The organism is Streptomyces sp. Ag109_G2-15 (assembly GCF_900215565.1).
GTDB lineage: Bacteria > Actinomycetota > Actinomycetes > Streptomycetales > Streptomycetaceae > Streptomyces > Streptomyces diastatochromogenes.
Map to the genome: position 1 here is coordinate 264207 of NZ_OCNI01000001.1, position 26604 is coordinate 290810.

The 26604-nt window shown below is 72.2% G+C and carries 22 protein-coding genes; 8 read left to right on the forward strand and 14 right to left on the reverse strand.

What is annotated here, in order from left to right:
- Nucleotides 1–46 precede the first annotated feature (46 nt).
- The 6 genes from CRP49_RS01100 to CRP49_RS01125 all read right to left on the reverse strand — a co-directional run bounded on the left by CRP49_RS01100 (nucleotide 47) and on the right by CRP49_RS01125 (nucleotide 4324).
- The gene (locus CRP49_RS01100; protein WP_097251727.1) at nucleotides 47–370 is read right to left on the reverse strand and encodes a hypothetical protein; all 324 of its coding nucleotides are present in this window, start codon (nucleotides 368–370) and stop codon (nucleotides 47–49) included.
- A gap of 44 nt (nucleotides 371–414) precedes the next feature.
- A complete protein-coding gene (locus tag CRP49_RS01105; protein WP_097251728.1) occupies nucleotides 415–789 on the reverse strand; it encodes a hypothetical protein in 375 nt (124 codons plus the stop codon).
- Between the two features lie 224 nt (nucleotides 790–1013).
- Nucleotides 1014–1655, reverse strand: coding sequence for a DsbA family protein (locus CRP49_RS01110; RefSeq protein ID WP_097251729.1), 642 nt, complete (start codon nucleotides 1653–1655; stop codon nucleotides 1014–1016).
- A 55-nt stretch (nucleotides 1656–1710) separates the two neighbouring features.
- Complete coding sequence (locus CRP49_RS01115) at nucleotides 1711–2616, reverse strand: sigma-70 family RNA polymerase sigma factor (RefSeq protein WP_097257137.1); 906 nt, start codon at nucleotides 2614–2616, stop codon at nucleotides 1711–1713.
- Nucleotides 2617–2725: 109 nt separating this feature from the next.
- Nucleotides 2726–3745 (reverse strand): ketopantoate reductase family protein, encoded by a 1020-nt coding sequence (locus CRP49_RS01120; RefSeq protein WP_097251730.1) that lies wholly within the window; start codon nucleotides 3743–3745, stop codon nucleotides 2726–2728.
- 27 nt (nucleotides 3746–3772) lie between these two features.
- On the reverse strand, nucleotides 3773–4324 hold the full coding sequence (locus CRP49_RS01125) for a DUF1697 domain-containing protein (RefSeq protein WP_097251731.1): 552 nt from the start codon (nucleotides 4322–4324) through the stop codon (nucleotides 3773–3775).
- 388 nt (nucleotides 4325–4712) lie between these two features.
- On the opposite strand from CRP49_RS01125, the gene CRP49_RS01130 reads away from it, so the two are divergent.
- On the forward strand, nucleotides 4713–6965 hold the full coding sequence (locus tag CRP49_RS01130; protein WP_097251732.1) for an MMPL family transporter: 2253 nt from the start codon (nucleotides 4713–4715) through the stop codon (nucleotides 6963–6965).
- A gap of 114 nt (nucleotides 6966–7079) precedes the next feature.
- Here the strand turns inward: CRP49_RS01130 and mgt are convergent, their stop codons facing one another.
- A complete protein-coding gene (gene mgt, locus CRP49_RS01135; RefSeq protein ID WP_179851462.1) occupies nucleotides 7080–8348 on the reverse strand; it encodes a macrolide-inactivating glycosyltransferase in 1269 nt (422 codons plus the stop codon).
- 120 nt (nucleotides 8349–8468) lie between these two features.
- Between mgt and CRP49_RS01140 the strand changes: the two genes are divergently transcribed.
- Nucleotides 8469–10814 carry a hypothetical protein gene (locus CRP49_RS01140; RefSeq protein ID WP_097251733.1) on the forward strand — a complete coding sequence of 782 codons (2346 nt, stop codon included), beginning with the start codon at nucleotides 8469–8471 and terminating at the stop codon, nucleotides 10812–10814.
- 5 nt (nucleotides 10815–10819) lie between these two features.
- Here the strand turns inward: CRP49_RS01140 and CRP49_RS01145 are convergent, their stop codons facing one another.
- Complete coding sequence (locus CRP49_RS01145) at nucleotides 10820–11827, reverse strand: tetratricopeptide repeat protein (RefSeq protein ID WP_097251734.1); 1008 nt, start codon at nucleotides 11825–11827, stop codon at nucleotides 10820–10822.
- A gap of 45 nt (nucleotides 11828–11872) precedes the next feature.
- Between CRP49_RS01145 and CRP49_RS01150 the strand changes: the two genes are divergently transcribed.
- On the forward strand, nucleotides 11873–12430 hold the full coding sequence (locus tag CRP49_RS01150) for a hypothetical protein (protein ID WP_143669944.1): 558 nt from the start codon (nucleotides 11873–11875) through the stop codon (nucleotides 12428–12430).
- A gap of 102 nt (nucleotides 12431–12532) precedes the next feature.
- Entirely contained in the window at nucleotides 12533–13396 is an 864-nt protein-coding gene (locus CRP49_RS01155; protein ID WP_097251736.1) for a phosphotransferase enzyme family protein, read from the forward strand.
- 24 nt (nucleotides 13397–13420) lie between these two features.
- Here the strand turns inward: CRP49_RS01155 and CRP49_RS01160 are convergent, their stop codons facing one another.
- Nucleotides 13421–14329 (reverse strand): LysR family transcriptional regulator, encoded by a 909-nt coding sequence (locus CRP49_RS01160; protein ID WP_097251737.1) that lies wholly within the window; start codon nucleotides 14327–14329, stop codon nucleotides 13421–13423.
- A gap of 94 nt (nucleotides 14330–14423) precedes the next feature.
- Between CRP49_RS01160 and CRP49_RS01165 the strand changes: the two genes are divergently transcribed.
- Both CRP49_RS01165 and CRP49_RS01170 read left to right on the forward strand, forming a co-directional pair.
- The gene (locus tag CRP49_RS01165; RefSeq protein WP_097251738.1) at nucleotides 14424–15455 is read left to right on the forward strand and encodes a DMT family transporter; all 1032 of its coding nucleotides are present in this window, start codon (nucleotides 14424–14426) and stop codon (nucleotides 15453–15455) included.
- Nucleotides 15425–15922, forward strand: a complete 498-nt coding sequence (locus tag CRP49_RS01170; RefSeq protein ID WP_097251739.1) for a YbaK/EbsC family protein — start codon at nucleotides 15425–15427, stop codon at nucleotides 15920–15922. The genes CRP49_RS01165 and CRP49_RS01170 overlap by 31 nt, the downstream gene beginning before the upstream one ends.
- 22 nt (nucleotides 15923–15944) lie before the next feature.
- Here CRP49_RS01170 and CRP49_RS01175 read toward each other — a convergent pair whose 3' ends face one another.
- The 4 genes from CRP49_RS01175 to CRP49_RS01190 form a co-directional block, all read right to left on the reverse strand.
- The gene (locus CRP49_RS01175; protein WP_094220007.1) at nucleotides 15945–16676 is read right to left on the reverse strand and encodes a 3'-5' exonuclease; all 732 of its coding nucleotides are present in this window, start codon (nucleotides 16674–16676) and stop codon (nucleotides 15945–15947) included.
- A gap of 102 nt (nucleotides 16677–16778) precedes the next feature.
- The gene (locus CRP49_RS01180) at nucleotides 16779–18020 is read right to left on the reverse strand and encodes an SAV2148 family HEPN domain-containing protein (RefSeq protein ID WP_097251740.1); all 1242 of its coding nucleotides are present in this window, start codon (nucleotides 18018–18020) and stop codon (nucleotides 16779–16781) included.
- A gap of 103 nt (nucleotides 18021–18123) precedes the next feature.
- Entirely contained in the window at nucleotides 18124–19470 is a 1347-nt protein-coding gene (locus CRP49_RS01185; RefSeq protein WP_097251741.1) for a copper amine oxidase, read from the reverse strand.
- A gap of 75 nt (nucleotides 19471–19545) precedes the next feature.
- Entirely contained in the window at nucleotides 19546–20358 is an 813-nt protein-coding gene (locus CRP49_RS01190) for a Tat pathway signal sequence domain protein (RefSeq protein ID WP_097251742.1), read from the reverse strand.
- A gap of 197 nt (nucleotides 20359–20555) precedes the next feature.
- Between CRP49_RS01190 and glgX the strand changes: the two genes are divergently transcribed.
- A complete protein-coding gene (glgX, locus tag CRP49_RS01200) occupies nucleotides 20556–22667 on the forward strand; it encodes a glycogen debranching protein GlgX (RefSeq protein WP_097257139.1) in 2112 nt (703 codons plus the stop codon).
- A 3-nt stretch (nucleotides 22668–22670) separates the two neighbouring features.
- On the opposite strand, the gene CRP49_RS01205 is transcribed toward glgX, so the two are convergent.
- On the reverse strand, nucleotides 22671–24146 hold the full coding sequence (locus tag CRP49_RS01205; RefSeq protein ID WP_097251743.1) for an MFS transporter: 1476 nt from the start codon (nucleotides 24144–24146) through the stop codon (nucleotides 22671–22673).
- 81 nt (nucleotides 24147–24227) lie between these two features.
- Here CRP49_RS01205 and treY point away from each other — a divergent pair, with 81 nt between their 5' ends.
- Nucleotides 24228–26597 (forward strand): malto-oligosyltrehalose synthase, encoded by a 2370-nt coding sequence (treY, locus tag CRP49_RS01210; protein ID WP_179851463.1) that lies wholly within the window; start codon nucleotides 24228–24230, stop codon nucleotides 26595–26597.
- The last annotated feature ends 7 nt before the right edge of the window (nucleotides 26598–26604 follow it).

Genomic DNA, 26604 nt, shown 5'->3' on the forward strand with positions numbered 1-26604 from the left:
GTGAGCGGCGGGCGGGGCCCCGTGTCGGCGGCGGGGCCCCGTCCGCTCACAGGCCAAGTACATGCATGAACTGCTGGGTGAACGCGAGGCTGCCGGTGCCGGCCGAGGCTCCGATGCTGATGGCCTCCAGGGCGGAGCGGATACGGCCGCGGTTCGGCGGCCCACCGTCCTCGACGGACTCCATGAGCGCGCCCCGGATGGTCTCTCCGTGGCGCACGAGGCCAGGGTACTCGGCGCGCAGTGCTTCCATCAGCCCGTCCGAGAGCCGGACGAGCCCCTCCGAGGCCGGTGCGTAGGGGTCGATCGTGCCACGGCCGAGATCGCCGATGCCGGCGGGACCGTTGAAGTTCCCGTAGTTGTATGTGCTCATCTTCCTGTCCTGACTCCTGCTCAGTGAGGGCCGGCGGGCTGAGGTCACGGCCCGGGCATGGCGATCGTGCCGTTGATGCCGAAGATGCTGGGACCGCTGACGTTACCGATGTTGCAGCCCGCGCCCGGGGCCTGCGGGACGTTGGCGCGTTTCAGCTCGTTCAGCCGGTCCTCCGCCGCGGCCTCCACGTGCGGCGCTGCACGGCCGAGGTCGGTCCGGGTGGTCGCGTGGGCGCGGAGAGGGCCGAAAATCGCCACCCATCCGAGTGATCCGTACCCGTTGACCAAGGCCCACCCGCCCACCGGAACGGCGAGCGGCACGATCATCGCGAAGCACTGCGAGCGGCGGTCGGGGGCCAAGAGGTCGACGCCGGGGCCGTACCGCGGCAGCGCCGGTAATGGCCTCGCCGTCACACTCATCCGTCCCCCTCGGCCGTTCCGCGCGCTTCACCCTAGGGACAACCCGCGGGGTTTGTCGCGGTGTTCCGAGGAGCCGGGCCGCCGCGGTCCGGCGCTCCCCTGTGACGTCGGACCGCGGTCGGCTCTTCGTTCTGCGTCAGCTCCCGCGGATGTGTCACCGGCAAGGGGAATCCATCACACCGGAGGGATGGTTATCAGCCAACCTTCCTTCGGCGCCGAGAAGTTCAGTCGAAGCGGAGGGCTCCCGTGCGGGTGCGCTTGAGTTCGAAGAGGTCGGGGTGGCGGGCCAGCACCCGGAAGCTGTCGAAGAGTTCGGCCGCCTCGGCGCCGCGCGGGATCGCCCGCAGGACGGGGCCGAACCACACCGTTCCGTCGACATGGATCGTGGGCGTGCCCACATAGCCGCCCGACTCCTCTTCGGCGCCCGCCGCGTGGCTGCGGCGCACCGCGTCGTCGTACGACGGGTCATGCGCCGCGGCCAACAGCTGGGCGGGGAGCCCGAGTTCGGCCAGGGACTCGGCGATCACCGCGTCGAAGTCCTCGATCTCCCGCTCGTGGATCCGGGTGCCGAAGGCGGTGTACAGGTCGCGCAGCACCTTCTCGCCGTGCCGTTCGGCGGCGGCCACGGCGACCCGGACCGGGCCGATCGAGCGGTCGACCAAGTCGCGGTACCAGTCGGGGAGTTCGTTTCCGATGTTGTGCAGATACAGGCTCATGGCGTGGAAGCGGAGGTCGAGCGGACGGGTGCGCTCGACCTCCAGCAGCCAGCGGGAGGTGATCCAGGCGAAGGGGCAGGCGGGGTCGAAGTAGAAGTCGACTCGGGTCGGGTCGGGGTTTGTCGTACGGCTGTGCTCGGTAGGCGTCATGGCGCCGACGCTAGTCCGCCAATGGTGCAGAATCCCGACCCAATCCACCCCTCTTTCAGTGGTCCACTTCTGGCTCTCCCGGTGCGGCGGCGATCTCGATCTCCCGCAGGCGTTCCGGCTCGGCGACGACCTCGATCCGGGTGATCCGGCCGGCGTCGTCGAACGTGAAGGCCAGGACCACACGGAGCCGCCCGTACGGCGCCATGACCAGGCCGAACCGGCCGTCCAGCAGGGCGACACCGGTGAACTGGGCGCGGGCCACGGCGGCCATGGCGCCCTGGGCGACGGGCTCGGCGCCGCGAACCGTGATCGGTTCGGGGGTGGGGACGACCCGGGCGTCGGCGTGCAGCACCACGTCCGGGGCGAGCAGGGCGACCAGGGCCGCGAAGTCGCCGCCCCGGGTCGCGGCCAGGAAGGCCTCGACGGCTTCCCTACGGCGGCCCGCGTCGGCGGTGGGTGCGGGGGTCCGGCCCCGGACCCGGCGGCGGGCCCGGCTGGCCAGCTGCCGGGTGGCGGTCGTCGTCTTCTCCAGCAGCGGGGCGATGTCGTCGAAGGGCACGGCGAACAGGTCGTGCAGGACGAAGGCGACCCGTTCGGCGGGGGCCAGGGTGTCCAGGACGACGAGCAGGGCGACGCCGACCTCGTCGGCCAGCAGCGCCTCGCGCGCCGGGTCGCCCGCCGCACCGCCGAGGGCCGTGTCCGGCTCCTGGGCGTCGAGGGGGTCCTCCCGCCGGTTCCGGCGCGTGCGCAGCTGGTTGAGGCACACCCGGGTCACCACCGTGGTCAGCCAGCCGGTGAGGTTCTCGACCTCACCGATGTCGGCCTGCTGGGCACGCAGCCAGGCGTCCTGCAGCGCGTCGTCCGCCTCGGCGGCCGAGCCGAGCAACCGGTACGCGACCGCCGCGAGATGCGCCCGGTCCGCCTCGAACCGCGCCGCAAGCCGTGCACTGTCCCCTGTGATGCCGTCCACCGTGCCCCCGTCACTTCCCTCACGCCCGCGCACCGCGAGCCCCCGGGACACGAAACGCCAACCCGGCCGGAAGATCAACCACCTTTGTGCGGTCAGCCGTTCACCGGTCGGCCGCCCCCACCGCCTCCTCGGCCAGTCGCACCAGTTCCGCTATCGGCAGGGAGCCCGCCGGCCGGTGTTCCCGGGCGTACCGGTTGGCGAGGCGCTGCAGCAGTTCGTTCAGCGGGGTCGGTGTGCCGTGCAGGCGGCCGAGGAGGACGATCTCGCCGTTGAGGTGGTCGGCCTCGATGGTGCCGGTGCCGCGGACGAGGGACTGCCAGGAGGAGCCGCCGCCGCGCGGTGACCCGTCGAGCGGGACCAGGGTGACCTTGTCCGCGCGCGCCTCCTTCTGTTCCTCGGCGCTCGCGTACGCGATGCCGGCGGCGTCGAGCACGGCCTCCCCCTCGGCCCGCACGCGCGCGTACAGGGCCATGGCCTGCTCGCTGCCGACGGGCCCGCTCACGGCTTCCAGGGCGTTGCCGAGGTTGCCGAGCAGCTTGGCGTACTGCCAGCGGGCCACGTCCGGCACGACCGGCGCCTCGAAGCGGGCGGCCGCCAGGTCGGCGGCGATGCGCCGGGCGGTGTCGTCGGTGCCGTGCGGGTACCGGCCCAGGTGCAGGATGCCGGTGAGCGGGGTGCCGGCCGCGGAGACGACGCCGGGTTCCACGAAGGTCGAGGGCAGCCACACGCAGACGCCGTACACCTGCCGGAAGCGGCGCAGTGCCAGCCGCTGGCTCTCCACCCCGTTCTGCAGGCAGACGAGCGGCAGCCGCTCGGCCGCCGTACCCCCGCCCGCCACCGGCGCCTCGCCCCAGGCTTCCAGGGCGGCCACCGTGTCCTGTGTCTTCACGGCCAGCAGCAGGACGTCGTCGGCGCGCAACTCGCCGAGCGGTTCGGGTCCCTCGACGGCGGGCAGCCGGTGCGTCGACTCGCCCTCCGGCACCCGCAGCTTCAGCCCCCGCTCGGCGAGTGCCGCCAGGTGCTGCCCACGGGCGACGAGTACGACCTCACGCCCGGCCTGGGCCAGCCGCCCGCCGACGGTGCCGCCGACCGCCCCTGCCCCGATGATGATGTAGCGCATGGGGCAGAGCCTCGCACACCGGCCCCGTCACCCTTCCGGAGCGGTCAACTCGACCAGTTTGAGGACCGTGTTCCAGTTCCGGCTGGTGGCGATCACACCCTTGGTGATCCGCGGCCGGGACAGGGCCTCGGCGAGCTTGGAGCGGCCGAGGCCCTCCGGGGCGTACAGGTACAGACAGCGGTCGCCGAGGCGGAACTCCTCGGGGAGCTGGGCGGCGGGGTCGATCTCCGCGAAGCGCTCCTCGGTGACCGGTGCGGAGAAGTAGGTGACGTGCAGCTGCTTGGCCTCCAGTTCGGCGGCCGGGAACGGGCAGGCCTCGGCCACCGCCCGCAGATAGGCGTGGTCGCGCACGATGACGTCGACCGGAAAGCCGAACCGCTCCTCGATCGCCCGGGCCAACTCGGCCGCCAGGGACTCCTCGTCGCCCGGGCCGGTGGTGAAGACCGCCTGCCCGCTCTGCAGATGGGTCCGTACGCCCTCGTATCCCAGGCCGGTCATGAGCGTACGCAGATCGGCCATCGGGAGCTTCTTGCTGCCGCCGACGTTGATTCCGCGCAGCAGCGCCGCATAGGTCGTCATCCGGCCACCCTAGAGCGGCCGTCGTGCCCCGTGGGGGTGGGCACGACGGCCGTACCCGTTCGTGCGCCGGGTTGCGCGAAACTCTGTCCGATCCGGAGGGCGCGGATCAACTCCTACGCGCAGCTGTGACTTGTTCAACAACCTTTCGTAATCACAAAGTGGATCTCTGTCGGCGGATCGGACATCCCTGAGCCCCACCCCCGAGAACCCGCCGCGAGAACCCCGATAGATGTAAGGGGCCATGGTCCTCCCCAGCGGTGACCCCGGCCCTCGGCACTTCACCGGACAGCACGACGAGGCGTCCTTATCCGGCCCATACCGTCGAAGTCGAGCAACAGAAGACGTGGCGGCAGGGGGCCGTCACCGCACACGAGGGGGACATCCCGTCATGGGGAACACGGACGTGCGCGTGCGGGGCCTGGCCGCCCGCGCCGGCGGCTGGAGCGCCCGGCACCGCTGGGCCGCCGTCGGCATATGGGTGCTGTTCGTCGTCCTGGCCATGGGACTCGGCTCGGCGGCCGGCCGGGTCGACGTGGACGAGAGCGACCAGCTCAAGGGCGAGACGCACACCGCCGCACGCATCATCGACGACGCGGGCATCAAGCAGCCGGCCGGGGAGACCGTGCTGATCCAGTCCAAGGACGGCGCCGTCAAGGCCACGAGCGGCGAGTTCCGTGCCGCCGTCGCCGACGTCGTCAAGGCCGTCGGCGCCACCGGCAAGGTCACCGACGTGACCTCGCCCTACGACACGCACACCATCTCCCGCGACGGCCGCAGCGCGCTGGTGCAGTTCGACATGCGCGGCGACGCGGACACCGCCGCCGACCGCGTCGAGCCGGTGCTGAAGGCCGTGGCCGGGGTCCAGAAGGAGCACGGCTCGCTGCGGATCGAGGAGATCGGCGGCGCCAGCATGAAGAAGCAGTACGACGACGCCTTCGGGAACGACTTCCAGCAGGCCGAGTACTCGGCGGTGCCGGTGGCCCTCGGCATCCTGCTGATCGCCTTCGGTGCGCTGGTGGCCGCGCTGCTGCCGGTGGGGCTCGCGATCACCGCGATCATGGCGACGATGGGCCTGATGGGCCTGGTCAGCCATGTGCAGCCGATGAGCGACACCGCCAACTCCGTGATGCTGCTGGTCGGCATGGCCGTCGGCGTCGACTACTGCCTGTTCTACCTGCGCCGCGAGCGCGAGGAGCGGGACGCCGGGCGGGACCCGGGCACCGCGCTCCGGATCGCCGCCGCCACCAGCGGCCGCGCGGTCATCGTGTCCGGTGTCACGGTGTGCGTGGCCATGGCGGGCATGCTGTTCACCGGTCTCGCCACCTTCGAGGCGATGGGCCTGGCCTCGCTGATGGTGGTGGCCGTCGCCATGGTCGGCTCCGTGACGGTGCTGCCCGCGCTGCTGTCGCTGCTGGGCGAGCGGGTCGAGAAGGGCAGGATCCCGTTCCTGAACCGGCGCCGGCGCCGGCAGGGCGGGCCCGCGGAGAGCCGGTTCTGGACGGCCGTCCTGCGGGGCGTGCTCGCCAAGCCCGTGGTCTCCGTGGTCGTGGCGGGCGGCGCGCTGCTCGCGGTGGCCGCGCCCGCGCTGGGCATGAAGACCCAGCAGCTCACGCTGGACCAGGAGTTCGGCAACTCGCTGCCGATCGTGCAGACCTACAACCGCATCAACGACGCGTTCCCGGGCGGTTCCGAGCCGGCCCAGGTGGTCGTCAGGGCCAAGGACATCGACGCACCCGCGGTGCGGCAGGCGCTGGCCGACTTCAAGCAGCGGGCGATCTCCTCGGGCGCCTCGCGCGGCCCGGTCGACGTCAAGGTGCACGAGGCGCAGAACGTCGCCCTGGTCTCCGTACCGCTGGTCGGCGGCTCCGACATGGACCAGGCGGTCAAGAGCCTCGACAAGCTGCGCGACGAGGTGCGGCCGGCCACCCTGGGCAAGGTCGAGGGCGTCGAGGCGCCGGTCACCGGACAGGTCGCGGGCAACAAGGACTTCAACGACCAGCTGCTCGGCTCGGTCGTCCCGGTCTTCGCGTTCGTGGTCGTCTTCGCCTTCCTGCTGATGCTGCTGTCGTTCCGCTCGCTGACCGTCGCGATCACGTCGATCGTGCTCAACCTGCTGTCGGTGGGCGCCGCCTACGGCATCCTCGTCGCCGTCTTCCAGCACGGCTGGGGCGCCTCGCTGGTGGGCGCGGAGGGCGTCGGCGCGGTCGTCACCTGGCTGCCGCTGTTCCTCTTCGTGATCCTGTTCGGCCTGTCCATGGACTACCACGTGTTCGTGGTCTCCCGGATCCGCGAGGCACGGATGCGCGGCCGTACGACGAAGGAGGCCATCCAGCACGGCGTGGTCACCACGGCCGGTGTCGTCACCAGTGCCGCGGTCATCATGGTCGCCGTGTTCGCGATCTTCGGCACGCTGTCCATGCAGTCCATGAAGCAGATGGGCGTGGGCCTGGCCGCCGCCGTCCTGATCGACGCGACGATCATCCGCGGCGTGCTGCTGCCGGCCGTGATGGCACTGCTCGGCGAGCGCAACTGGTACCTGCCGAAGTGGCTGCACCGGCTGCCGGACCTCACCCACGACGAGTCGCCCGAGCCGGTCGCGGCGGCCCCCGCGCGCGGTGAAGGCGAGCGGCTGGGCGTCTGAGTCCACCCGTTCCGAGTCCACCGTTCCGAGTCCACCCATTGACACAGGGCCCGTTGGTTTCCGGGGGAACCAACGGGCCCTGGCACGTCCTCCGGTCGTACGGACCATGCCGCTCTACGAGGCGCCGCTCGCCGCCCCCGACTGTCCCGGACGTCGTCCGGCCAGCTCCGCCTCGATCAGGTCGGCCGCCCGTCGGGTGCCGCCCTCCTCGGCCATCGCGGACTGGATCTCCTTCAGGCGCCGGGCCACCTCCGGGTCGCCGGACAGGGCGAGGGCGGTTTCGCGGAGGCGTTCGGCGGTGGCCTCCTCGGTGGAAAGACGGCGGGCGACGCCGAGGGACTGGAGCATGTCGGCGTTGCCGAACTGGTCGACGGCCTGCGGTACGGCGATCATCGGCGTGGCGGTGGCCAGTCCCTCCTGGCTGCCGCCCGCGCCGGCGTGCGTGACGAACAGGTCGGCCTGCCGCAGCACGGCCAACTGCGCCACCCAGCTGTGCACTTCGACGTTGGCGGGTAGGTCGCCCAGCTCGGCGGGGTCGACATGCCTGCCGATCTGCAGGACCAGGTGCCAGCCGGGCAGGTCGGCGAAGGCGCGCACGCACGCGCGGTAGAAGGAGGGTTGCTTGGTGAAGGCCGAACCGAGGGAGACCAGGGCCACCTTCTCGGCGTCGGCGGGCCGCTGCCAGTCGCCCTGGTCGGCGCGGTCCCCCTGGCAGGCGCCGACGAAGGTGTGGACGCGCTCGTCGACCCGGTCGGCATGGGGCTGGAGGGCCTTGGGGATCAGGACCAGGGAGCGGGCGGGACGGCCGACGAACGGGTCCGGGTGCTCGGTGATCCCGTTCTCCGCCAGCCAGGTCTCGAAGCGGGCGTAGTAGGCCTGCCCGCGCTCGGTCTTCCTCGGCTCCGCCCACATCGGCTCGGCGACCTCCTCCTCGTAACCGTCCCAGGCGACGAGGTTCGGCGAGAGGGAGATCGCGGGGACACCCCAGCGGTGGGCGAGGACGCGGGCCGGGTAGGAGGTGATGTCGTGCAGGACGAGGTCGGGCTCGTCGCCGTCGTAGGCCTGGATCAGCTGCGGCAGCGCCTGGATCGCGTCCTCCAGGAAGGGTTCCACGTTGTCCAGCAGGGTGCTCCCCCAGGCCTCCGGGTCGGCGTCGGGCCCGGGCAGCGTGGAGGTGTAGAGCACGGGCCGGGCACCCGTCGCGGCCACCTTCTCTTCGAAGGCCGGCGGGACGGCGTACGTGACCCGGTGGCCCCGGGCGACGAGTTCGCGGATCACCTCCAGGCTGGGGTTCACATGGCCGTGGGCGGCGATGGAGAACATGGCGATGTGAGCAGGTGTGTTCATGGTGGTCATGGCGGTCGTGTCAGCTGTGGCAGTCATGACGTCGAGGCTAGGCGAGACGATACGTCTCGTTCAATCGAATAAATTCGGAGCACACCCCGCCGGAACGACTCCCACCGACACCCCCTGTCCGATGGCGGGCGCCCCTACGCTGGTGGGGTGGACGACCGGCAGGCGGACTTCATCGGACTCTCCCTCGTTGCGGAGATCCGGGCGTGGCAACGGGACGAGCTGCCTCAACTACGGACGATGCTGGGGAACTTCGTCGGGAACAACGCGACCTACGCGGTCATCGAGCTGTACGACGCGTACGGGCGGCTCCTCGACCGCTCGACCGGGCTCTACCTGCGCGGAGGCAGCCGCCACGCCGAGATCGACGCACTGGACCAGCTGGCGCTGAACCAGGCCCGCGGCGGGCACGCGGTCATCGCGATCAACCGGCCTCCGTGCGGCAGGCCTCACGGCGACGACGAGTCCCGACGCAACTGCGACGACCGGATCGTTGACCTCCTACGGTTCCACCGGATCGAGCCGCATGTGTACCGGACACCGCATGCGACCGATCCAACGGTCCGGCCGGGAACGGCCGACCGGGTCGAGCTGGCACCGCAGGGACGTTGGACGCACGCCGCGGCGGGCCGCCCCGCCCCCTACAGCGCGCCGTTGAGTCTGCAGCGGCCGATCGACCCGGCCAGCCTTCGGGGCTGGCTGCTCGACCAGGAGATCTACCGGCTGCGCCGGCACGCGCAGGCCGACCCCGCGCGGGCCGCGGACCCGGCGGTGGCGCGGATCAGGGAGGCATTCGAGCAGGAGGCCCTGCGGCGCAGCGCCGAGCACGTCGTGACCCGGGCACTCCCCCCGACCACCGGAGCATGGCGGGAGGTCGAACTGCTGCCGATCGTCGCCCCGGAGCTGCCGAGGGGCATGGCGCGCAGCACCGACCCGCACCATCGGGGCTTTCTCCGGACACCGCAGTACGACCTCGTGCCGTACGTTCCCGGTCCCGGCGCCCGGCAGGCGGGCTACTACCTGGCCCGCAACCGGCAGACCGGCGTGGACGAGTGGGCGATCGCCCCGAACCTCGTCGAGGAGTTCGCCCGCGGCTCCGCCCAGCACCGGGAGTTCGCCGACTTCCTGATGGAGCGTCTGCGCTCGGAGTGGGACATCGAGAGCATGCGCACCCTGCGCCACATGAATCAGAACCGTCCGGGCGAGGCGTTCGACGCCTGGCTGCGCGCCTGGCGGGCCGCCTTCACCAGCCCGGCCTGGCTGGCCGAACACGCTCTGGAACTACTGGCCACCCTGAGCAGGCTCGACGGGCTGGCCCGTGGCTCGGCCGCGGCCGGCGGAACCGGCGTTCGCGCGGTGGTAGGAGCCGCCCCTGCCGCCGAACACCTGGCCGAGGAGTTGGCCGATGCCGTCCGAGCCGCACTCCACGCCCACGACGCGACCGGAGGGCCGAGCGGCCGCTCCCACAAAGCCTCCGCGCCGCCGCACACCCACCCGAACGACACCCCCGCCGCTCTTCCCCAAGGCTCAGGCGCGGACTTCTTGTCGTCAGGACCCGGCGCCTTCACGGAAAGCGCCCCGGCCGCGTTCGCCCAGACGGCACCTGACGACTCACATGGACCGGGACCCGCCTCCCCGGAACACGCCGGTACCACGGGAACCGACCCGGCAGCCTCCACACAGGTGGCAGACCACCACGTCCCCGCGCTGCCGACCGCCGCCCCAGGACCCGCACACACCGCAGGAACGGACCAAGCGGTTTCCGCTCAGATCACACCCGATGTCTCCCACGCGGTGGCATCCGCCGCCCCAGGACCCGCACAAACGACGGGGATCCACCCCCACGTGGCCGCACCCGCCGCCACCGATCAAGTGGCCTTCGTACAGGCACCACCCGACCACCCAACCGCACCGCCGCCCGCAGATCCGGGATCTCACAACGCCGCAGCGACGGACCCGGCGGGCTCCGTTCAGGCGGTGGCGGATGAGCCGCGAACGGGGACGGATACGGATACGGAGGGACCGGACAGTGCCGTAGGAAGTTCAGGCGGACCGGTGCAGGACGGGCCCGGAGCCGCGCAGGACAGGGACGCCGGGCCGATTCCCGCGGATCCCGGCGGGGCCGACGCCGCGGCTGCGTCTGCGCAGGCGCATTTTCAGTGGACCGAGTTCCGCGATGATGCCGGGAACCTGTATGCGATCCAGGACGAACTGGGCAGGATCACGTACAACGAGAACCACCAGGCGACGTACACGGACGGAAATCACGGGCATGGTGACTGGTTCGCTCCGCCGGCCGTGGCCGAGCCGAACCAGGTCGACTCGACTCAGGCCGATCCGGCTCTTCAGGCGCTGGTGAACCACTTGTTACAGGTCGAGGGCATGGGCCCGGCCTCTGGGTCCGGGGCGTCGTTCCTCGATCCGGGGCATGCGGCCGCTGCAACCGAGCACGGGCCGGAAGGCGGGGACCACGGTGCCGCGGCCGCCGGACTCTGAGGCCTTCAGATGATGATGCCCTTCATGCTGCGGCGTTCACGGACCCTGGGCGGCTGGAGCATCTCGTACAGTGCGTGGACCTCGTCCGGGGTGCCCAGGCCCGGTAGCAGTTCGGTCAGGACGTGGTCGCCCGGCTTGTAGTCGATCTCCAACGACGCCGTGCGGGTCAGCGCGTTGACCGGACCCTGGACGTACCTGACCTCGGTGATCTCGTAGTACCAGATGGCCCGGCGGCGTTGGGTGAGTGCGCCGAGGTGGAGATCCATCCGCCGTTCGTGGAAGAAGTACCGGTAGCGGACGGACTGGAGCCAGACGGCCGCCCAGGCTCCGACGACGAAGAGGAACAGCAGCGCGATCACCAGCGGGCCGTATCCGGCCGGACCGCCGCCGAGCGCCGCCACGGCGACGAAGAAGACGGTGACGGCGAAGGCCGGTGGGGCGACGTGCCGGGCCAGCAAGTGGCGACGGCCGCCCGGGAGCAGGTGCCCGGGCTCGGCGACTCCGTGCTGGTCGATCTGCTGGGCCAGTGTCCCGCCGCTGGGTGGGGGCGCCAACGCCTGGCCGACCAGCGCCTCCGCGACCTGCTGCTCGTCGGCCCCCTGCACCGCCCGGGGGACACGCCTCGTCGACGGGGCGGGCGTGTTCGGGTGGGGCGCCTCGCAGGTGCGGAGCCGGTTCCAGGCGTCAGGGATGTTGTCCCCCTTGAGCGCCCGGCGGTAGGCCGTGGCGGCCTCGTCCAGGCGGCCTTGCCCCTGTAACGAACAGCCCAGCTGGTACCAGGCCAAGTGGTACCCCGGCTCGACGTCGAGGACGAGCCGCAGATGGGTCTCGGCGGCCGCCCACTCGCCGAGCGCGTTCTGACAGGCGGCGAGGGCGAACCGTACGGCTCGATCGGCGGGGTCGATGGCGTGGGCGCGTTCGAGAAGTTCTCTGGCCTCGGCAGGACGCCCTGCGTGGAAGTGGACTTTGGCTCGGCCGAAGAGGGAGGAAGCATCGTCCCCGACATCTACCATGGTTCCAAGTATGGGCCTGTTGGCCGGAGTTGTGGAGGCTTGCGCGTGAAAGGCATGACCCCGCTCGGCCGGACCACGGCCGTCGTGATCGCTCTGGTGACCGTCCTGTTGGCCCTGCCGTGGCTCAGAGGCACGAATCTCGGCCTGCCGGACCTTCCCAGCCTGCCCGGCCCTCCTCAAGACTCGGCGACCCCCGATCCGCAGCCGACGGCGATCACCGCGCGCGCTCACGGGAGGGGCCCCTGGACGGTCCGCGGGTACGGGTACGAATTCACCGTCGTGCGCGTCTCGCACGAGATCGGCCCGTTCGGGCCCAACGAGGGGCGCCGTTGCCTGCGGGTGGTCGCGCGGGTCGAGCGGGTCACCGAGGACGACCACCGCGGCATGAAAGTCACCGTCTTCGACGACCGCGGCCGGCTCCTGGGGCTCGACCCGTTCTCGAACCGGGGCACCTTCGAGCCGCCCATGCACCGCCGGACCGAGGCCCAGGTGCTCGCGGTTCCGCAGGAGGGGGGCGCCCGGACCCTCTCCTTCAACCTCAGGGGCGCGTTCTGGCCCGACGGCAAGGATCTCTTCCTGGAAGACGTCCCGGTGCCCCGGTGAGACCGTTGCCCCGACGCCGACACACGGTCCGACCTGTGCGAATGCGAGACTTGCCGAAGACCGGACACGTACGGCACGGGACGAACGGCACGGAGGCGGACGATGGACGAGGCACGCGCGCGGGACGTACTGGCCGCGGCGAAGGTGCTGCCGGGCCCGGCGCGGGAAGCGCGGCTCCTCGCCCTCGGTGAGAACGCGGTGTTCGCCGCCGGCGACCTCGTCGTCAAGGTGGGCCGCGACGCCGAACTGCTGGAGCGGGCCCGGCGCGAGCTGGACATCGCCGGCTGGCTGGCCGAGGCGGGCGTACCGGCGGTGCGGGCGGCCGACCCGAAACCGCTGCTGGTCGAGGGGCACCCGGTGACCGTGTGGCACCGCCTGCCCGACCCCGTACGCCCGGCCGAGCCCCGGGACCTGGCACAGCTGCTGCGAACCGTGCACGCACTTCCCACTCCCCCCTTCGCCCTCCCGCCCCGCGATCTGCTGGGCGGTGTGGAGCGCTGGCTGCGGCTCGCGGGAGCGGCGATCGACCCCGCGGACGCGGCCTACCTGCGGGCGCGCCGGGACGGCTTCGCCGCGGCCGCGGCCGCGCTGACGCCCCGTCTGGCGCCGGGGCCGATCCATGGCGACGCGCTGCCCCGCAATGTGCACGTCGGCCCCGACGGTCCGGTCCTGGTCGATCTGGAGACCTTCTCGGCCGACCTGCGCGAGCACGACCTGGTGGTCATGGCCCTCTCCCGCGACCGCTACGGCCTGCCCGCCGAGGCGTACGACTCCTTCACCGAGGCCTACGGCTGGGACGTGCGGGAGTGGGAGGGCTGCGGGGTGCTCCGCGGGGCCCGTGAGACGGCCAGCTGTGCGTGGGTGGCCCAGCACGCGCCGAGCAACCCCAAGGCGCTGGCCGAGTTCGAGCGCCGGGTGGCGTCCCTGCGGGACGGGGACGAGACGGTGCGCTGGTATCCGTTCTGAGCGGCTGCACGGCCACCGCGCCCCTCAGCAAGCCACCTCGCCCTGGATGGTTCGTGCCGCTCGCCTGAGTTCCGCCAGGACCGTGCGGACCGCCTTTCTCGCCGTGCGCTCGGGGCGGCACAGGACGTCGATGTGCCGGGTGGCTTGGACGCCGCTGAGCGGCCGGAGGACCAGCGCCGGATGCGGGCGCATGGTCCAGCGCGGCATCAGCGCGATTCCGCCCCCGGCGGCGACAGCCTCGGCGACCACCGCGAACTCGTTGATGCGATGGGCCAGATGGAGCCGCCGGCCGGCCGCCGCGGCGATGGCCTCGATGGTGGCCAGGACCGGGAACCCGTCGTGCACGGTGATCCACGGCAGGTCGGCGACGTCACGCGGCGTCACCCGCCGCTTGGCGGCGAGCGGATGGCCGGCCGGCATCGCCACGTCCAGCGGCTCGTGCAGCAGCGTGGTCACGGTCACCGTGCGCGGCCAGGGCGGGGCGTGGTCCAGGCGGTGGGCGAGGACGAGGTCGTACGCGCGGGTCAGCCGGGGGAAGTCCTCCTGCGGTACGTCCTCGTCGGCGAGCGCCACCGTCGGCGCGTCCGGCCCGGCGAGGGCGCGCAGCAACAGCGGGAAGAACGCGGCACCCGCGCTGTGGAACGCCGCCACCGACACCTCGCCGTCCGGCCTGCCGACGAACTCCTCGACCGCGTGCCGGGCCCGTGCCAGCGCAGACTCCACCTCGACGGCCGCGTCCGCCAGCGCCTGCCCGGCGTCGGTGAGCACCAGGCGCCGCCCCTGCCGCTCGGTGAGCGGCACCGGGATCGAGCGCTGCAGCAGCCGCAGCTGCTGCGAGATCGCCGACGGCGTCACCAGCAGTGCCTCGGCGACCGCGGTGACACTGCCCAGCTCGCCCAGCTCCCGCAGGATCCTCAGCTGCCGCTCGTCCATCCCGTCAGTGTAGAGCGGCGATGTAGGCCTACTAAAAGATCGTTTAAGAAAGTGGTTCTGGGCTTCAGATAGGTGGCTGGTGCACCGTGGGCGGGTGACCGACGCCCGCCGTACCGACGTGGTACTCCTGCTCGTCGCGCTCGTCTGGGGTTCCAGCTATCTGTCCGCCCAGACGGCCGTGGGCGCCCTGCCCGTCCTCCTCGTCCTGTTCGCCCGCTACGCCCTTGCCGCGCTCCCCTGCCTCGGTCTTGTCGCCGCCCAGGGCGGACTGCGCGGGTGGACCCGCGACGAGGTCCGCGCGGGGCTGCCGCTCGGGGTCACCCAGGCCGCGGTCCTGGTCGTGGAGACGTACGGCGTCGCCCACACCACGGCCGCCAACGCGGGTCTGATCATCAGCCTCACCATCGTCCTCACCCCGCTCCTCGACCGCACCGGGCGCCGGGGCGGTCCGCCTCCCGCCTTCTTCGCCGCGGCCGGCGTATGTGTCCTGGCCGTCGCTCTGCTCATGTCCGGAAACGGCTTCCACGCGCCCCGCCTCGGGGACCTGTTGATGCTCGCCGCGGCCTGCGTCCGGGCAGTGCACGTGGCCCTCGTCGGCCGGCTCACCGCGGGCAGGGCGATCCGCCCGCTGCACCTGACGACGCTGCAGACCCTGGTCGGCACGGCCCTGTTCCTCGCCCCCGCCGCCCGCGACCTTCCGGTACTCGCCCGGGCCGACGCGGCGACCTGGACCCAGCTGGTCTATCTCGCTCTCTTCTGCAGCGTGTTCGCCTTCCTCGCCCAGACCTGGGCGGTGCAGCGCACCTCCGCCAGCCGGGCCAGTCTGCTGCTGGGCACCGAGCCCGTCTGGGCCGCGGCGGTGGGCATCGCCCTCGGCGGCGAACATCTCACCCCGCTCACCGCCCTGGGTGCGGCCCTGATGGTCTCCGGTACGTACTGGGGCCAGGCCGTGGAACGCGCCCACCGGACCGCCGCGGCCACCGAGGCCACCGAGGCCACCGAGGCCACCGAGAGTGCCATCAGCAGCAGGACCACCGACACGGCCAGGGCATTCGCGCCCGCCATGTCCCCCGAGAGGACCGGAGAAGACGCCCCATGCCCGACCCCGACACCTACCAGCATCTGATCTCCCTCCTCGACGCCTCCCACGTCGACTACCGCCTCATCGACCACGCGCCCGAGGGCGCCACCGAAGACGTCAGCGCGCTGCGCGGCCATCCGGTGAGCCAGGCCGCGAAGTGCATCGTGCTGCGGGTCAAGGTCGACCGCCGCACCACGCGCCACGTCCTCGCGGTCGTCCCCGGGGACCGGCGGGTCGATCTGGACGCCGTGCGGGCGCTGTTCGAGGCCCGATACGTCGGCTTCAGCGATGCCGACACCGCCGAGCGGCTCGCCCGCTCGGTGCCCGGCACCGTGCTGCCGTTCAGCTTCGATCCCGAGCTCGAACTCGTCGCCGACCCGGATGTCGTCGCCCAGCCGTGGCTGTACTTCAACGCCGCCCGGCTCGACCGCTCGCTCTGTCTCACCGGCACCGACTACGCGAGGCTCGCCGAGCCGCGGGTGGCCCGCATCGCGAGCCCCGCACCGGCGTGATCCCCCGGCTCGACCGCCCGGCTCAGACCTTTTCGTCCGCCAGGTCCGCCGGCTCCCGCAGCGGCCAGACCCCGTCGACCACCGCGTCCGCGTCCCCCTTGCGGCGCAGGAAGGCCTGGAAGTCCGCCGCCCACTCGGCGTACCAGTCGATCTGTCTGCGGTGCAGTTCGGCCGGACCCAGGGACGCGATCTTCGGGTGGCGGTCGGCTATCGCGGAGGCGAGACGGGCCGCGGCGAGGGCGTCGGCCGAGGCGTTGTGGGCCGCGTCGAGGACTATGCCGTACTCGGCGCAGACCGCTTCCAGGTTCCGCTTGCCGCGGCGGTAGCGGTCGACCCAGCGGTCGATGGTGTAGGGGTCGACGACCGGCGCCGGGGCGCGGCCGCCGAGCCGGTCGGAGAGGGACGGCAGGCCGTACCTGCGCAGCTCAGCGGAGAGCAGGCTGAGGTCGAAGGCCGCGTTGTAGGCGACGACCGGGACACCCGCCTGCCAGTAGGAGACCAGGACGTCCGCGATGGCGTCGGCCACCTGGTCGGCCGGGCTGCCCTCGGCCGCCGCGCGTTCGTTGCTGATGCCGTGGACCGCGACCGCGTCGGCCGGGATCTCCACGCCCGGATCCGCCAGCCATTCCCGGCGCCCCATGGGCTCACCGGCCCTGACCTCGATCACCGCGCCGGTGACGATGCGCGCCTCACGCGGATCGGTCCCGGTCGTCTCCAGGTCGAAGCCGATCAGCAGCTCCCGGTGCCAGCCCATGGGCGGCCCCCCTTCTTGGTGGTGCTTTCCCCCAGTGGCTTCCACCATCGCACGCGGCACTGACAATCCGAGGACCGCGTTCCGCTTGCCGGGGTGGACGGCTCAGGACACCGGGCGCGAATCCGCCCAGGCCAGCTCGAATTCCTCGCGGTATGTCGGGAAGAGCCCGGCTTCCAGCACATCGTCCGACTTGACCAGCTTGCTGCCGTTGCGCAGCACCAGCACCGGCGACTCCATGCCGCGCGCCCCGCGCAGATAGGACTGCACGACGGCGATGCCGTCGGCGCCGTCGCCGTCCACGAGGTAGGCGGTGAAGCGGGGCGTCTCGTCGTAGACCTGGATCTCGAAGGCGCCGGGGTCGCGCAGCCGGGACCGCACCCGGCGCATGTGCAGGATGTTCATCTCGACGGACCGGCTCAGTTCGCCCCGTTTCATCCCGAGTTCCCGCTCACGGCGCTTGACCGCGCTGGAGGCCGGGTTGAGGAAGAGCAGCCGTACCCGGCAGCCGGACTCGGCGAGCCGGACCAGGCGGCGTCCGGAGAAGTTCTGCACCAGCAGGTTGAGGCCGATACCGATGGCGTCGAGGCGGCGGGCGCCCCCGAAGATGTCCTCGGCCGGGAACTGTCGCATCAGCCGCACCCGGTCGGGGTGGACGGCGACGACGTCCGCGTACCGGTCGCCGACCAGGTCCTCGACCGCGTCGACCGGCAGCCTGCGCGCGGAGGGCACGTCGCCGCCCGCGCCGAGCACCTCCAGCAGCCGGGCCGAGGCCCGCTCGGCCTGGTCCAGGACCGCCCCGGACAGGGCCCGGTTGCGGGAGACGACGTTGCGGGTCACCTCCAGCTCGTCCAGGGCGAGTTCGAGGTCGCGGCGCTCGTCGAAGTACGGCTCGAAGCACGGCCAGTGCTGCACCATCAGCTCGCGCAGCTGCGGCAGCGTGAGGAAGCTGAGCACGTTGTCGTCGGCCGGGTCGAGCAGATAGCCCTTGCGGCGGCTGACCTCGCGGACGGCGACCGCCCGCTGCACCCACTCCTGTCCGGCGGGCCCGGCCGCGGCCACCACCCACTCGTCGCCGTGGACGGGTTCGTAGATGGGGCGCAGCACGGCGGCCACGACCGCGCGCAGCCGCTGTTCGACGAGGTTCAGCCAGATGTAGGCCCGGCCCGCCCGCTGGGCGCGGGTGCGCACCTCGAGCCAGGCGTCGGCGTCCCACTCCAGTTCCGGCCCGATGGACCCTGTCGCGTCCATCGGGCGGGCCAGGGACACCGCGCCGGGCGGGACGTCTGTGGAGTTCCCCTCGTGACTCTCGTCACCAGGGGGCAGCTCCAGGCCTCCCGAGCCCACCCGTGCACCGCCTTCCGCCACCCTGGGCCTTCCCCGTCTCAACGATCAAGGAAGGGTACTCCGGGAGCGGTCGGCGATGCAGCCGGATGGACAGGTCGGTTTCTCAACTGCGCGGGCGCCAATGGCCGTTCTGCCATGCCAGTGCGTCGGGAGTGAGCGGATTCATAGCCGTGACGTCCCGCGGGGAGATGGCGAAGCCCTGCCAGTGGATGGGCATGGGCTGCTGGTCCTCGTCCCGGGCTATGTGGTGGAAGCCGACGTTCATCCAGACCACCGGGTGGGTGAGGGCCTGGCCGTTGACCCACTTGTCGACGGACTTGCCCGCACCGGCCGGGCAGGCGCCCGGGTTGTTGCTGGCGAACTGCTCGCACTTGTTGTACTCGGTGAAGTACACGTCGTGCTTGGTGAAGCTGCGGCCCGGGTACTTGGTGGTGGGGCCGGGGACGATCTCGTACGAACGCGCGTGCCCGTCCTTGTTCTTGCCCGTCGCGCTGACCATCCGCCACCAGCGGTAGGTCTTGTAGTCGCCCGCGAGTTCCTTGGCGACCTTGGTACGGGTGGTCTTGTTGGTGGGCGCCTGCTGGCCGTGGGCGGGGGCGGTGACGGCCGAGTCGTACTGCTCGACCTTCGTCTTGGAGGAGCCGTCGAGGCCGAAGTCCAGCCGCCAGAAGACGTTGTGGCTGTGGCTGGTGGCGTAGGCCTTGGCGCCCTTGCCGATGGGCCAGCCGCGCCCGTCGCCGGCGTCGTAGTCGTCGTAGGAGAGGCTGCCGGTGGCGCCGACGTTCATGTTGACGGTGCCGTCGTCCTGGAAGCGCCACTCGGTCATGTACTCGTACCAGCCGACCTGGTTGACCGTGTAGACGAGCAGGTCCTTGCCCTGCGCCTGGAAGACCTTGTTGGCGCTGTCGCCCTGCATGCGGTAGGCGTGGCCGCGCGAACGCGTGGTCGTGCACAGGCCGTTGACGTCCGGGTGCTGCGGGTCCCAGGCGTCCGGGACGCGGACGGTCTTGATGGTGCCGCCGGGACACTCGCCCGGCGCCAGGTTCACCAGGCCCTGGGCGAAGCCGAAGCCGGTCAGGTCGTCGTACTCGACGCTGCCGTCGTCGTAGGGGACGTCGATCTGGGCGAGGCGGGCGCTGTTGAGGACCTTGATCGGCTTGGTCTCGCCCTTGGGCTGGTACGAGACGTTCTCCAGGACCAGGCCGGCCTTGCTGTCGTAGCGCCAGCACATCCGCCAGGTGGTGCCGCTGGAGAGCTTCTGCTCGATCTTGTACTGGGCGCTGCAGTCGGCGGCCGCCGCGGGCGCGGCCTTGGGCTGGGCGACGGCCGGTCCGGCACCGGCCGTCGCACCGGCGGCCAGTGCGGCCACGCTGACGCCGACGGCCGCCCGCGCGCGGGCACGGCTGATTCTCCGCGGCCGGAGGCCGCTGATCGAACGCTGTACGGGCATGACGAAGTGGCTCCCTTGCAGGACGAGCAAGTTGGAAAAGTGAACGAAGGGCTGCTGCTCGGTGGCGGTTGCCGCTCAGCGGCGGTCGAGCATGGCGACCTTGCGGGCGCTCAGGTCGACGACCAGCCACCGGGCGTCGATCCAGGGGCCGTTCTTGACCTTCGGGAACAGCCGCACACAGCGGTGTTCGCCGCACTTGTCGAGCACGGCGGGCTGGCCGCCCGGGGTGGCGCGGTAGACGGCGCCGTTGAGCAGCAGCTGGTCCGGAGAGGTCAGCTCGTGGCCGGTGGCGTCCTTGTAGTCCGCCTTGAGGCCCGCGCCCAGCGGGTCGGCGATCAGCAGCTTCGCCGCCTCGGCGTTCTCGGCACGGCTCAGCGGCGGCTGGACGCCGTGCTGGGTGCCGGTCTGCTCGACCTTGCCGGTCTCCAGGTCGACCGTCTTGGTGACGAGCGTGTCGGTCTTGTAGTCGTAGAAGGTCACGTCGGCCCGGCGCGGCGCGTTCGGGTCGTCCAGTTCGTTCGCCTCCGGGTCGGCGAGGTCGACGCTCAGGCGCTGCGGGCCGCGGCCGCCGTCGACGTTCTCGCCCGTGTTCAGCAGCTGCTGGTTCAGGGCGAGCTTCGCGACGCGCTGGATCTCGTCGTCGGTCAGCGGGTCACGGCCCGTGCCCTTCTTCCCCTCGGCGGGCGCCTGCTCCACGACACCGGGCTGGACCGCGTCCGGGCCCTGTCCCGCCTGCTGCGCGGCCTGTGTGCCGCTGCCCGATCCTCCCGATTCGTCGGCTCCTGCCGTGCCCGGCAGGGTGATCCCCACCATCACCGCGGTCCCGGCCACCGCCAGGGCCGCGCCCGCCACCACCTTGCCCAGATGGCGGTGCACTATCTCGCGCACATCTTCCCCCTACTCCCCCAACATCCCCGGGAGTACGTGTCTGCCCCACTGGTTCGGCACACGGCGGGTAGTCCCTTCGCCGTATGCACTGGTCGGACGGTAAGAGGGGCGTAAGTCACAGGAGGTTCCCTCACTTTCGGGCAGACTCGGAGCCAACGCGGCCCCGGCGGGGCGGCACACCTGGAAGAGTCGTGTCCATGCAGGTCTGGCCTGGAGAGGCGTATCCGCTCGGCGCCACCTATGACGGCGCCGGAACCAACTTCGCGGTCTTCACGGAGGCCGCGGACCGAGTAGAGCTGTGTCTGCTGCACGACGACGGCTCGGAGACGGCGGTGGAACTGCGCGAGAGCGACGCGTTCGTGCGGCACGCGTACGTGCCGGGCGTCATGCCGGGACAGCGGTACGGGTTCCGGGTGCACGGCCCGTACGACCCCGGGCGCGGACTGCGCTGCAACTCGGCGAAGCTGCTGCTCGACCCGTACGCGAAGGCGATCAGCGGGGCCGTCCGGTGGGGCGAGGAGGTGTACGGCTACCACTTCGGCGCCCCGGAGCGGCGCAACGACCTGGACTCGGCGCCGCACACCATGACCTCGGTGGTGATCAACCCGTACTTCGACTGGGGCGACGACCGGCTCCCGCGCACCGAGTACCACCACACGGTGATCTACGAGGCCCATGTGAAGGGCCTGACCATGCGCCACCCCGGCCTGCCGGAGGAACTGCGCGGCACGTACGCGGCGCTCGCGCACCCGGCGATCATCGAACACCTGACCAAGCTGGGCGTCACGGCGCTGGAGCTGATGCCCGTGCACCAGTTCGTGAACGACCACCGGCTGGCCGACCTGGGCCTGAGCAACTACTGGGGCTACAACACCATCGGCTTCTTCGCCCCGCACAACGCCTACGCCTCCTGGGGCGACCGCGGCCAGCAGGTCCTGGAGTTCAAGTCGGCGGTCCGCGCGCTGCACGAGGCCGGCATCGAGGTCATCCTGGACGTCGTCTACAACCACACCGCCGAGGGCAACCACCTGGGCCCGACCCTGTCCTTCAAGGGCCTCGACAACCCGTCGTACTACCGTCTCGCCAACGATCCCCGCTACTACATGGACACCACGGGCACCGGGAACTCGCTGCTCATGCGGTCCCCGCACGTCCTCCAGCTGATCATGGACTCGCTGCGCTACTGGGTCACCGAGATGCACGTCGACGGCTTCCGCTTCGACCTCGCGGCGACCCTCGCCCGGCAGTTCCACGAGGTGGACCGGCTGTCGTCGTTCTTCGACCTGGTGCAGCAGGACCCGGTGGTCTCCCAGGTGAAGCTGATCGCCGAACCGTGGGACGTGGGCGAGGGCGGCTACCAGGTGGGCAACTTCCCGCCGCTGTGGACCGAGTGGAACGGCAAGTACCGCGACACCGTCCGGGACCTGTGGCGCGGCGAGCCACGGGCGCTCGCCGAGTTCGCCTCCCGGCTGACCGGCTCCTCGGACCTCTACCAGGACGACGGCCGCCGCCCGCTCGCCTCCATCAACTTCGTGACCTGCCACGACGGTTTCACGCTGCATGACCTCGTCTCGTACGACCGGAAGCACAACAAGGCCAACGGCGAGGACGACCGGGACGGCGAGAGCCACAACCGGTCCTGGAACTGCGGCGTGGAGGGCGAGACCGACGACCCGGACGTGCTCGGGCTGCGCGCCCGCCAGATGCGGAACTTCGTCGCCACGCTGATGCTGTCGCAGGGCGTGCCGATGATCAGCCACGGCGACGAGTTCGCCCGCACCCAGCGCGGCAACAACAACGCCTACTGCCAGGACAACGAGCTGTCCTGGGTGGAGTGGCCGGAGTCCGTGGAGGGCGACCTGCTGGAGTTCGTCCGCGCGATGGTGTGGCTGCGCCGGGACCACCCGGTGTTCCGCCGACGGCGCTTCTTCCACGGGCGGCCGGTGGAGGGCACCCACGACGAGCTGTCCGACATCGCCTGGTTCACCCCCGAGGGCGCCGAGATGACGCAGCGGGACTGGGACTCGGCGCAGGCGTCGGCGCTGACGGTGTTCCTGAACGGCAACGCGATCTCCGAGCCCGGTCCGCGCGGGGAGCGGATCGCCGACGACTCGTTCCTGCTGATGTTCAACGCCTCGCCCGGGCCGCTGGACTTCCTGGTGCCGGTCGACCACGGCCGGCAGTGGCAGGTCGTCGTCGACACGGCCCGCACGGACGAGGTGCCGCCGGGGACGGGCGCGAAGGTCGCGGCCGGCGACCGCATCACCCTGCCGGACCGGAGCCTGACGGTGCTGCAGCGGCCCGCCTAGCGTTCAGGGGGTCGTCCGCTCCCGTTCGCCCTCCACGCGCGCGTGGGGGGCGTTTCCGGGCTGCCCCGGGTGTGTCGCCGGGCACGCCGCCGAGTACGCCGTCGGACGGGCCGTCAGGGCGATGGCGAAGGTGAGCGCGGCCGCCGTGCTCGCCGCCGCGAAGGCCGCCGAGGGGCCGTAGGACTCGGCGAGGCGGCCGGTGACGGCGACCGCGAGGGCCTGGCCGCCGACCAGGGCGCTGGTCGCGAAGGCCATCGCCTCGGACAGCCGGGCGGGCGGTACCGCGCGCTCGGTGAGCCCGAACACCGTGATCAGGTGCGGGGCGTAGGCGATCCCGAGGACGGTGACGACGGCGTACAGGGCGGTCATCCCGTCGGTCCGCAGCAGGGGCAGCGACAGCACGAGCGCGGCCCCGGTGCCAAGACGCCAGCGCGCCGGGAGCCCGAAGCGCGCCGGTACGGCGGCCATGGCGAGCCCCGCGACGGCGCTCATCACGCCCATGGCGGCGTACACCAGCCCCGCCTGGTCCTCCTGCCCGAGCCGGGCCGTGAGTGCGGTGATCCCGGCCTGACAGGCACCGAACATGGCGCCCTGGAGGGCGAGGGCGGCGCGCAGGGCGTGGACGGAGCGGGGCATGGGGAGCCGTCCCGTGGTATGGGCGCCGCGCGGCGCTCGTGCCGGGCGGTGGGCGCCCGGGGCGGTGTGGCCGGCCTCCACCACGGGATCCGGCGGGGTGTCACGGGCGCGCGCCCGGCGGTCACCGACCCGGGTGGGCCACGGAGCCTTCGCCGTCCCATCCGGGACGGTGTCCCGTGCGCGTGCCGGGTCATGAGACTCGGGGGCGGCGGCCCTGGCGGTCGGATGCAGGGCGAAGGCGCTGCCGCACACCGCCACCAGGACGGCCGCGCCGGCCAGCGCGTACGCCGGGTGGGCGAGGACCGCGGCCAGGCCGACCAGGGCCGGGCCGAGGACGAAGGACAGTTCGTCCAGGGTGCTCTCGAAGGAGAGGGCGGTGCCGACGGTCGCCTCGGGGGCGCCCGCGCGGCGGGCGAGGGCGACCAGTCGGGTGCGGGCCAGCGGGCCCACGAGCGGCACGGTGGCGCCGGCCGCGGCCCCCAGGAGGGCCAGGACGGGCGTGGGCAGGCCGGCCAGGGCGCCGGTGACCAGGGCGGCCACGGCCAGCGCGTTGGCGAGCGAGAACGCGAGCACGACCGTCCGCTGGCCGTGCCGGTCCGCGAGCCGCCCCACCAGCGGCCCGCAGGCCACCTGGCCGAGGGCGAGCGCGCCGCCGGTCAGTCCCGCGGCGGCCAGCGAACCGCTCGTGCGGGCGACGAGCAGCACGCTGCCGAACTGGATGGTGGCGGTCGGCAGCCGCCCCAGGAACGACACGCAGGGCAGCAGCGGCCCGGTCAGGCCGATCACCTCGCGGTACGTGTCGAGCGTGCCGTGCCGTGTCCAGAGCCGTCTCTTCGTCCCCATCACTCGAAGCTAGGCACGCGCGCGTGGGTGCGTGCAGGGGGCGATGACACGAAAGGCGGCGGGCTGGGTACGTAGGTTTCCATGACTTCTGCGCGACCCGGACCGGGGGTGCCCACGGCCACCTACCGGCTGCAACTCCAGCCCGCGTTCCCGTTCGCCGCCGCCGCGGCGGCCGTACCGTACCTGGCGTCGCTAGGCGTCTCGCACCTGCACCTGTCGCCGGTCCTGGAGGCGGTTCCGGGCTCCATGCACGGCTACGACGTCGTGGACCACGCGCGCGTGCGCGAGGAACTGGGCGGCGAGGAGGGACTGCGCGCGCTCGCGCACACCGCTCGGGAGCACGGCCTGGGCCTGGTGGTGGACATCGTGCCGAACCACATGGCCATGGCACCGCGGCACAACCACGCCTTGTGGGAGGTACTGCGCGAGGGGCCCGGGTCGCCCTACGCGCGCTGGTTCGACATCGACTGGGAGGCGCAGGGCGGACGCCTCCTGCTGCCCGTGCTCGGCGGACCGGTCGGGACGGAGCTGGACCACCTGGTGGTCGACGGCGGTGTCCTGCGCTACCACGAGCACGCGTTCCCGCTGCGAGTGGGCACCGAGGAACTGCCGCTGCCGCAGCTCCTGGACGCGCAGTGGTACCGCCCCGTGTGGTGGCGGCTGGCCCGCACCGAGCTGAACTACCGGCGTTTCTTCAGCATCTCGGAGCTGATCGGGTTGCGGGTCGAGGACCCGGAGGTGTTCGACGCCACCCATGCCAAGATCCTGCAGCTGCTGGCGGAGGGCGTGGTCGACGGGCTGCGGATCGACCATCCCGACGGGCTGGTGGACCCCGACGGCTACCTGGAGCGGCTGCACGAGGCGACCGGCGGGCGCTGGACGGTCGTGGAGAAGATCCTCGCCGACGGTGAGCACCTGCCCGCCTCCTGGCCCGTCGCGGGCACCACGGGCTACGACGCCCTGCGCCACGTCGACGGCCTGTTCACGGATCACACCGGGGCGTATCGACTGCTCGGTCGGTACCGGGCGTTCGCGGCGCCGCAGACGGACCGGGGCGGCAACTGGGAGGCCACGGTGCGGCGGGCCGCCTACAAGGTGATCACGCACGAGCTGGCCGCCGAGACCGACCGGCTCACCCGGGTGGCCGCCCGGCTGTGCGCCGCCTCCCCGGACCTCTCGCTGCGCGACCGGGCGCCCTGGGCTCTGCGCACGGCCCTGGAGGAGCTGCTGGTCCGGCTGCGGGTGTACCGCCCCTACGCCTCCGGTGACGCGGCCGCCGTCGTCACCGAGGAGGCCGCCGAGGAGGCCCGGCTGGCCTTCGTGGTGTCCGAGGAGGCCGAGGCCGTCGGCATCGTGCGCCGGCTGCTGGTCGAGGCGCCCGGTGGCGGGCCGGCGACGGACCACGCCGGCCGGGCGGAGTTCCGCGCCCGGTTCGCGCAGACCGCGTCGGCGCTGCGCGCCAAGGCCGTGGAGGACACGGCGTTCTACCGCTATGTCCCGCTGCTGTCGGCGGCCGAGGTGGGCGGCGATCCGGGAGCGCCCGGCGTGTCCCCCGAGGACTTCCACGCGTACTGCGCGCGCGTGCAGCGCGACTGGCCGGCCACCGGCACGGTCGTGTCCACCCACGACACCAAGCGCAGCGCCGATGTGCGCGCGGCCCTCGCGGTGCTCACCGAATGCCCGGACCGCTGGGCGGAGTTGCTCGCCGAGGTGACCCTGGCCGAGGAGGGCGTGCCCGACGGGCAGCTGGCCTGGGCGGCCTGGCAGACGGTGTTCGGGCTGGGCCCGGCGGAGGAGGAGCGGGTCCAGGGGGCGCTGCTGAAGCATGTGCGCGAGGCCGGCATGTACACGAGCTGGACGGAGCAGGAGCCGCCCTACGAGGACGCGGTGGCGGCCTTCGTCACGGCCGGGCCCTGCGGACCGCCGGGGGAGCGGGTGACCGCCTTCCGCAAGGCGCTGGAGCCGCACGTCCGGGCCAACGTCCTGGGCACCGCGCTGGTCCATCTGACGATGCCGGGCGTGCCGGACCTGTACCAGGGCACGGAGGGCGAGTACCGGGCACTGGTGGACCCGGACAACCGGCGACCGGTGCCGTTTCCCCCCGCGGCGCCCGGCGAGAAGAACGCGCTGACGACGGCCGCGCTACGGCTGCGCGCACGGCGGCCCGACGCCTTCGGCCCGTCGGCGACGTACGCCCCGCTCACCGCGGACGGGCCGGCAGCGGAGCACTGCGTGGCGTTCGCACGCTCCGGAGCGGTGATCACGGCGGTGACCCGGCTGTCCCTGCGACTGGCGGAGTCGGGCGGCTGGCGCGAGACACGGCTGGACCTGCCGCCGGGGCGCTGGGCGGACGTACTGACCCCGGGACGGGAGTTCACAGGACACGCGCGCGTGGCGGACCTTCTCGAAGGGCTGCCGGTGGCGCTGCTGGAGCGGACAGCCGAGGAGTGAGGTGCTG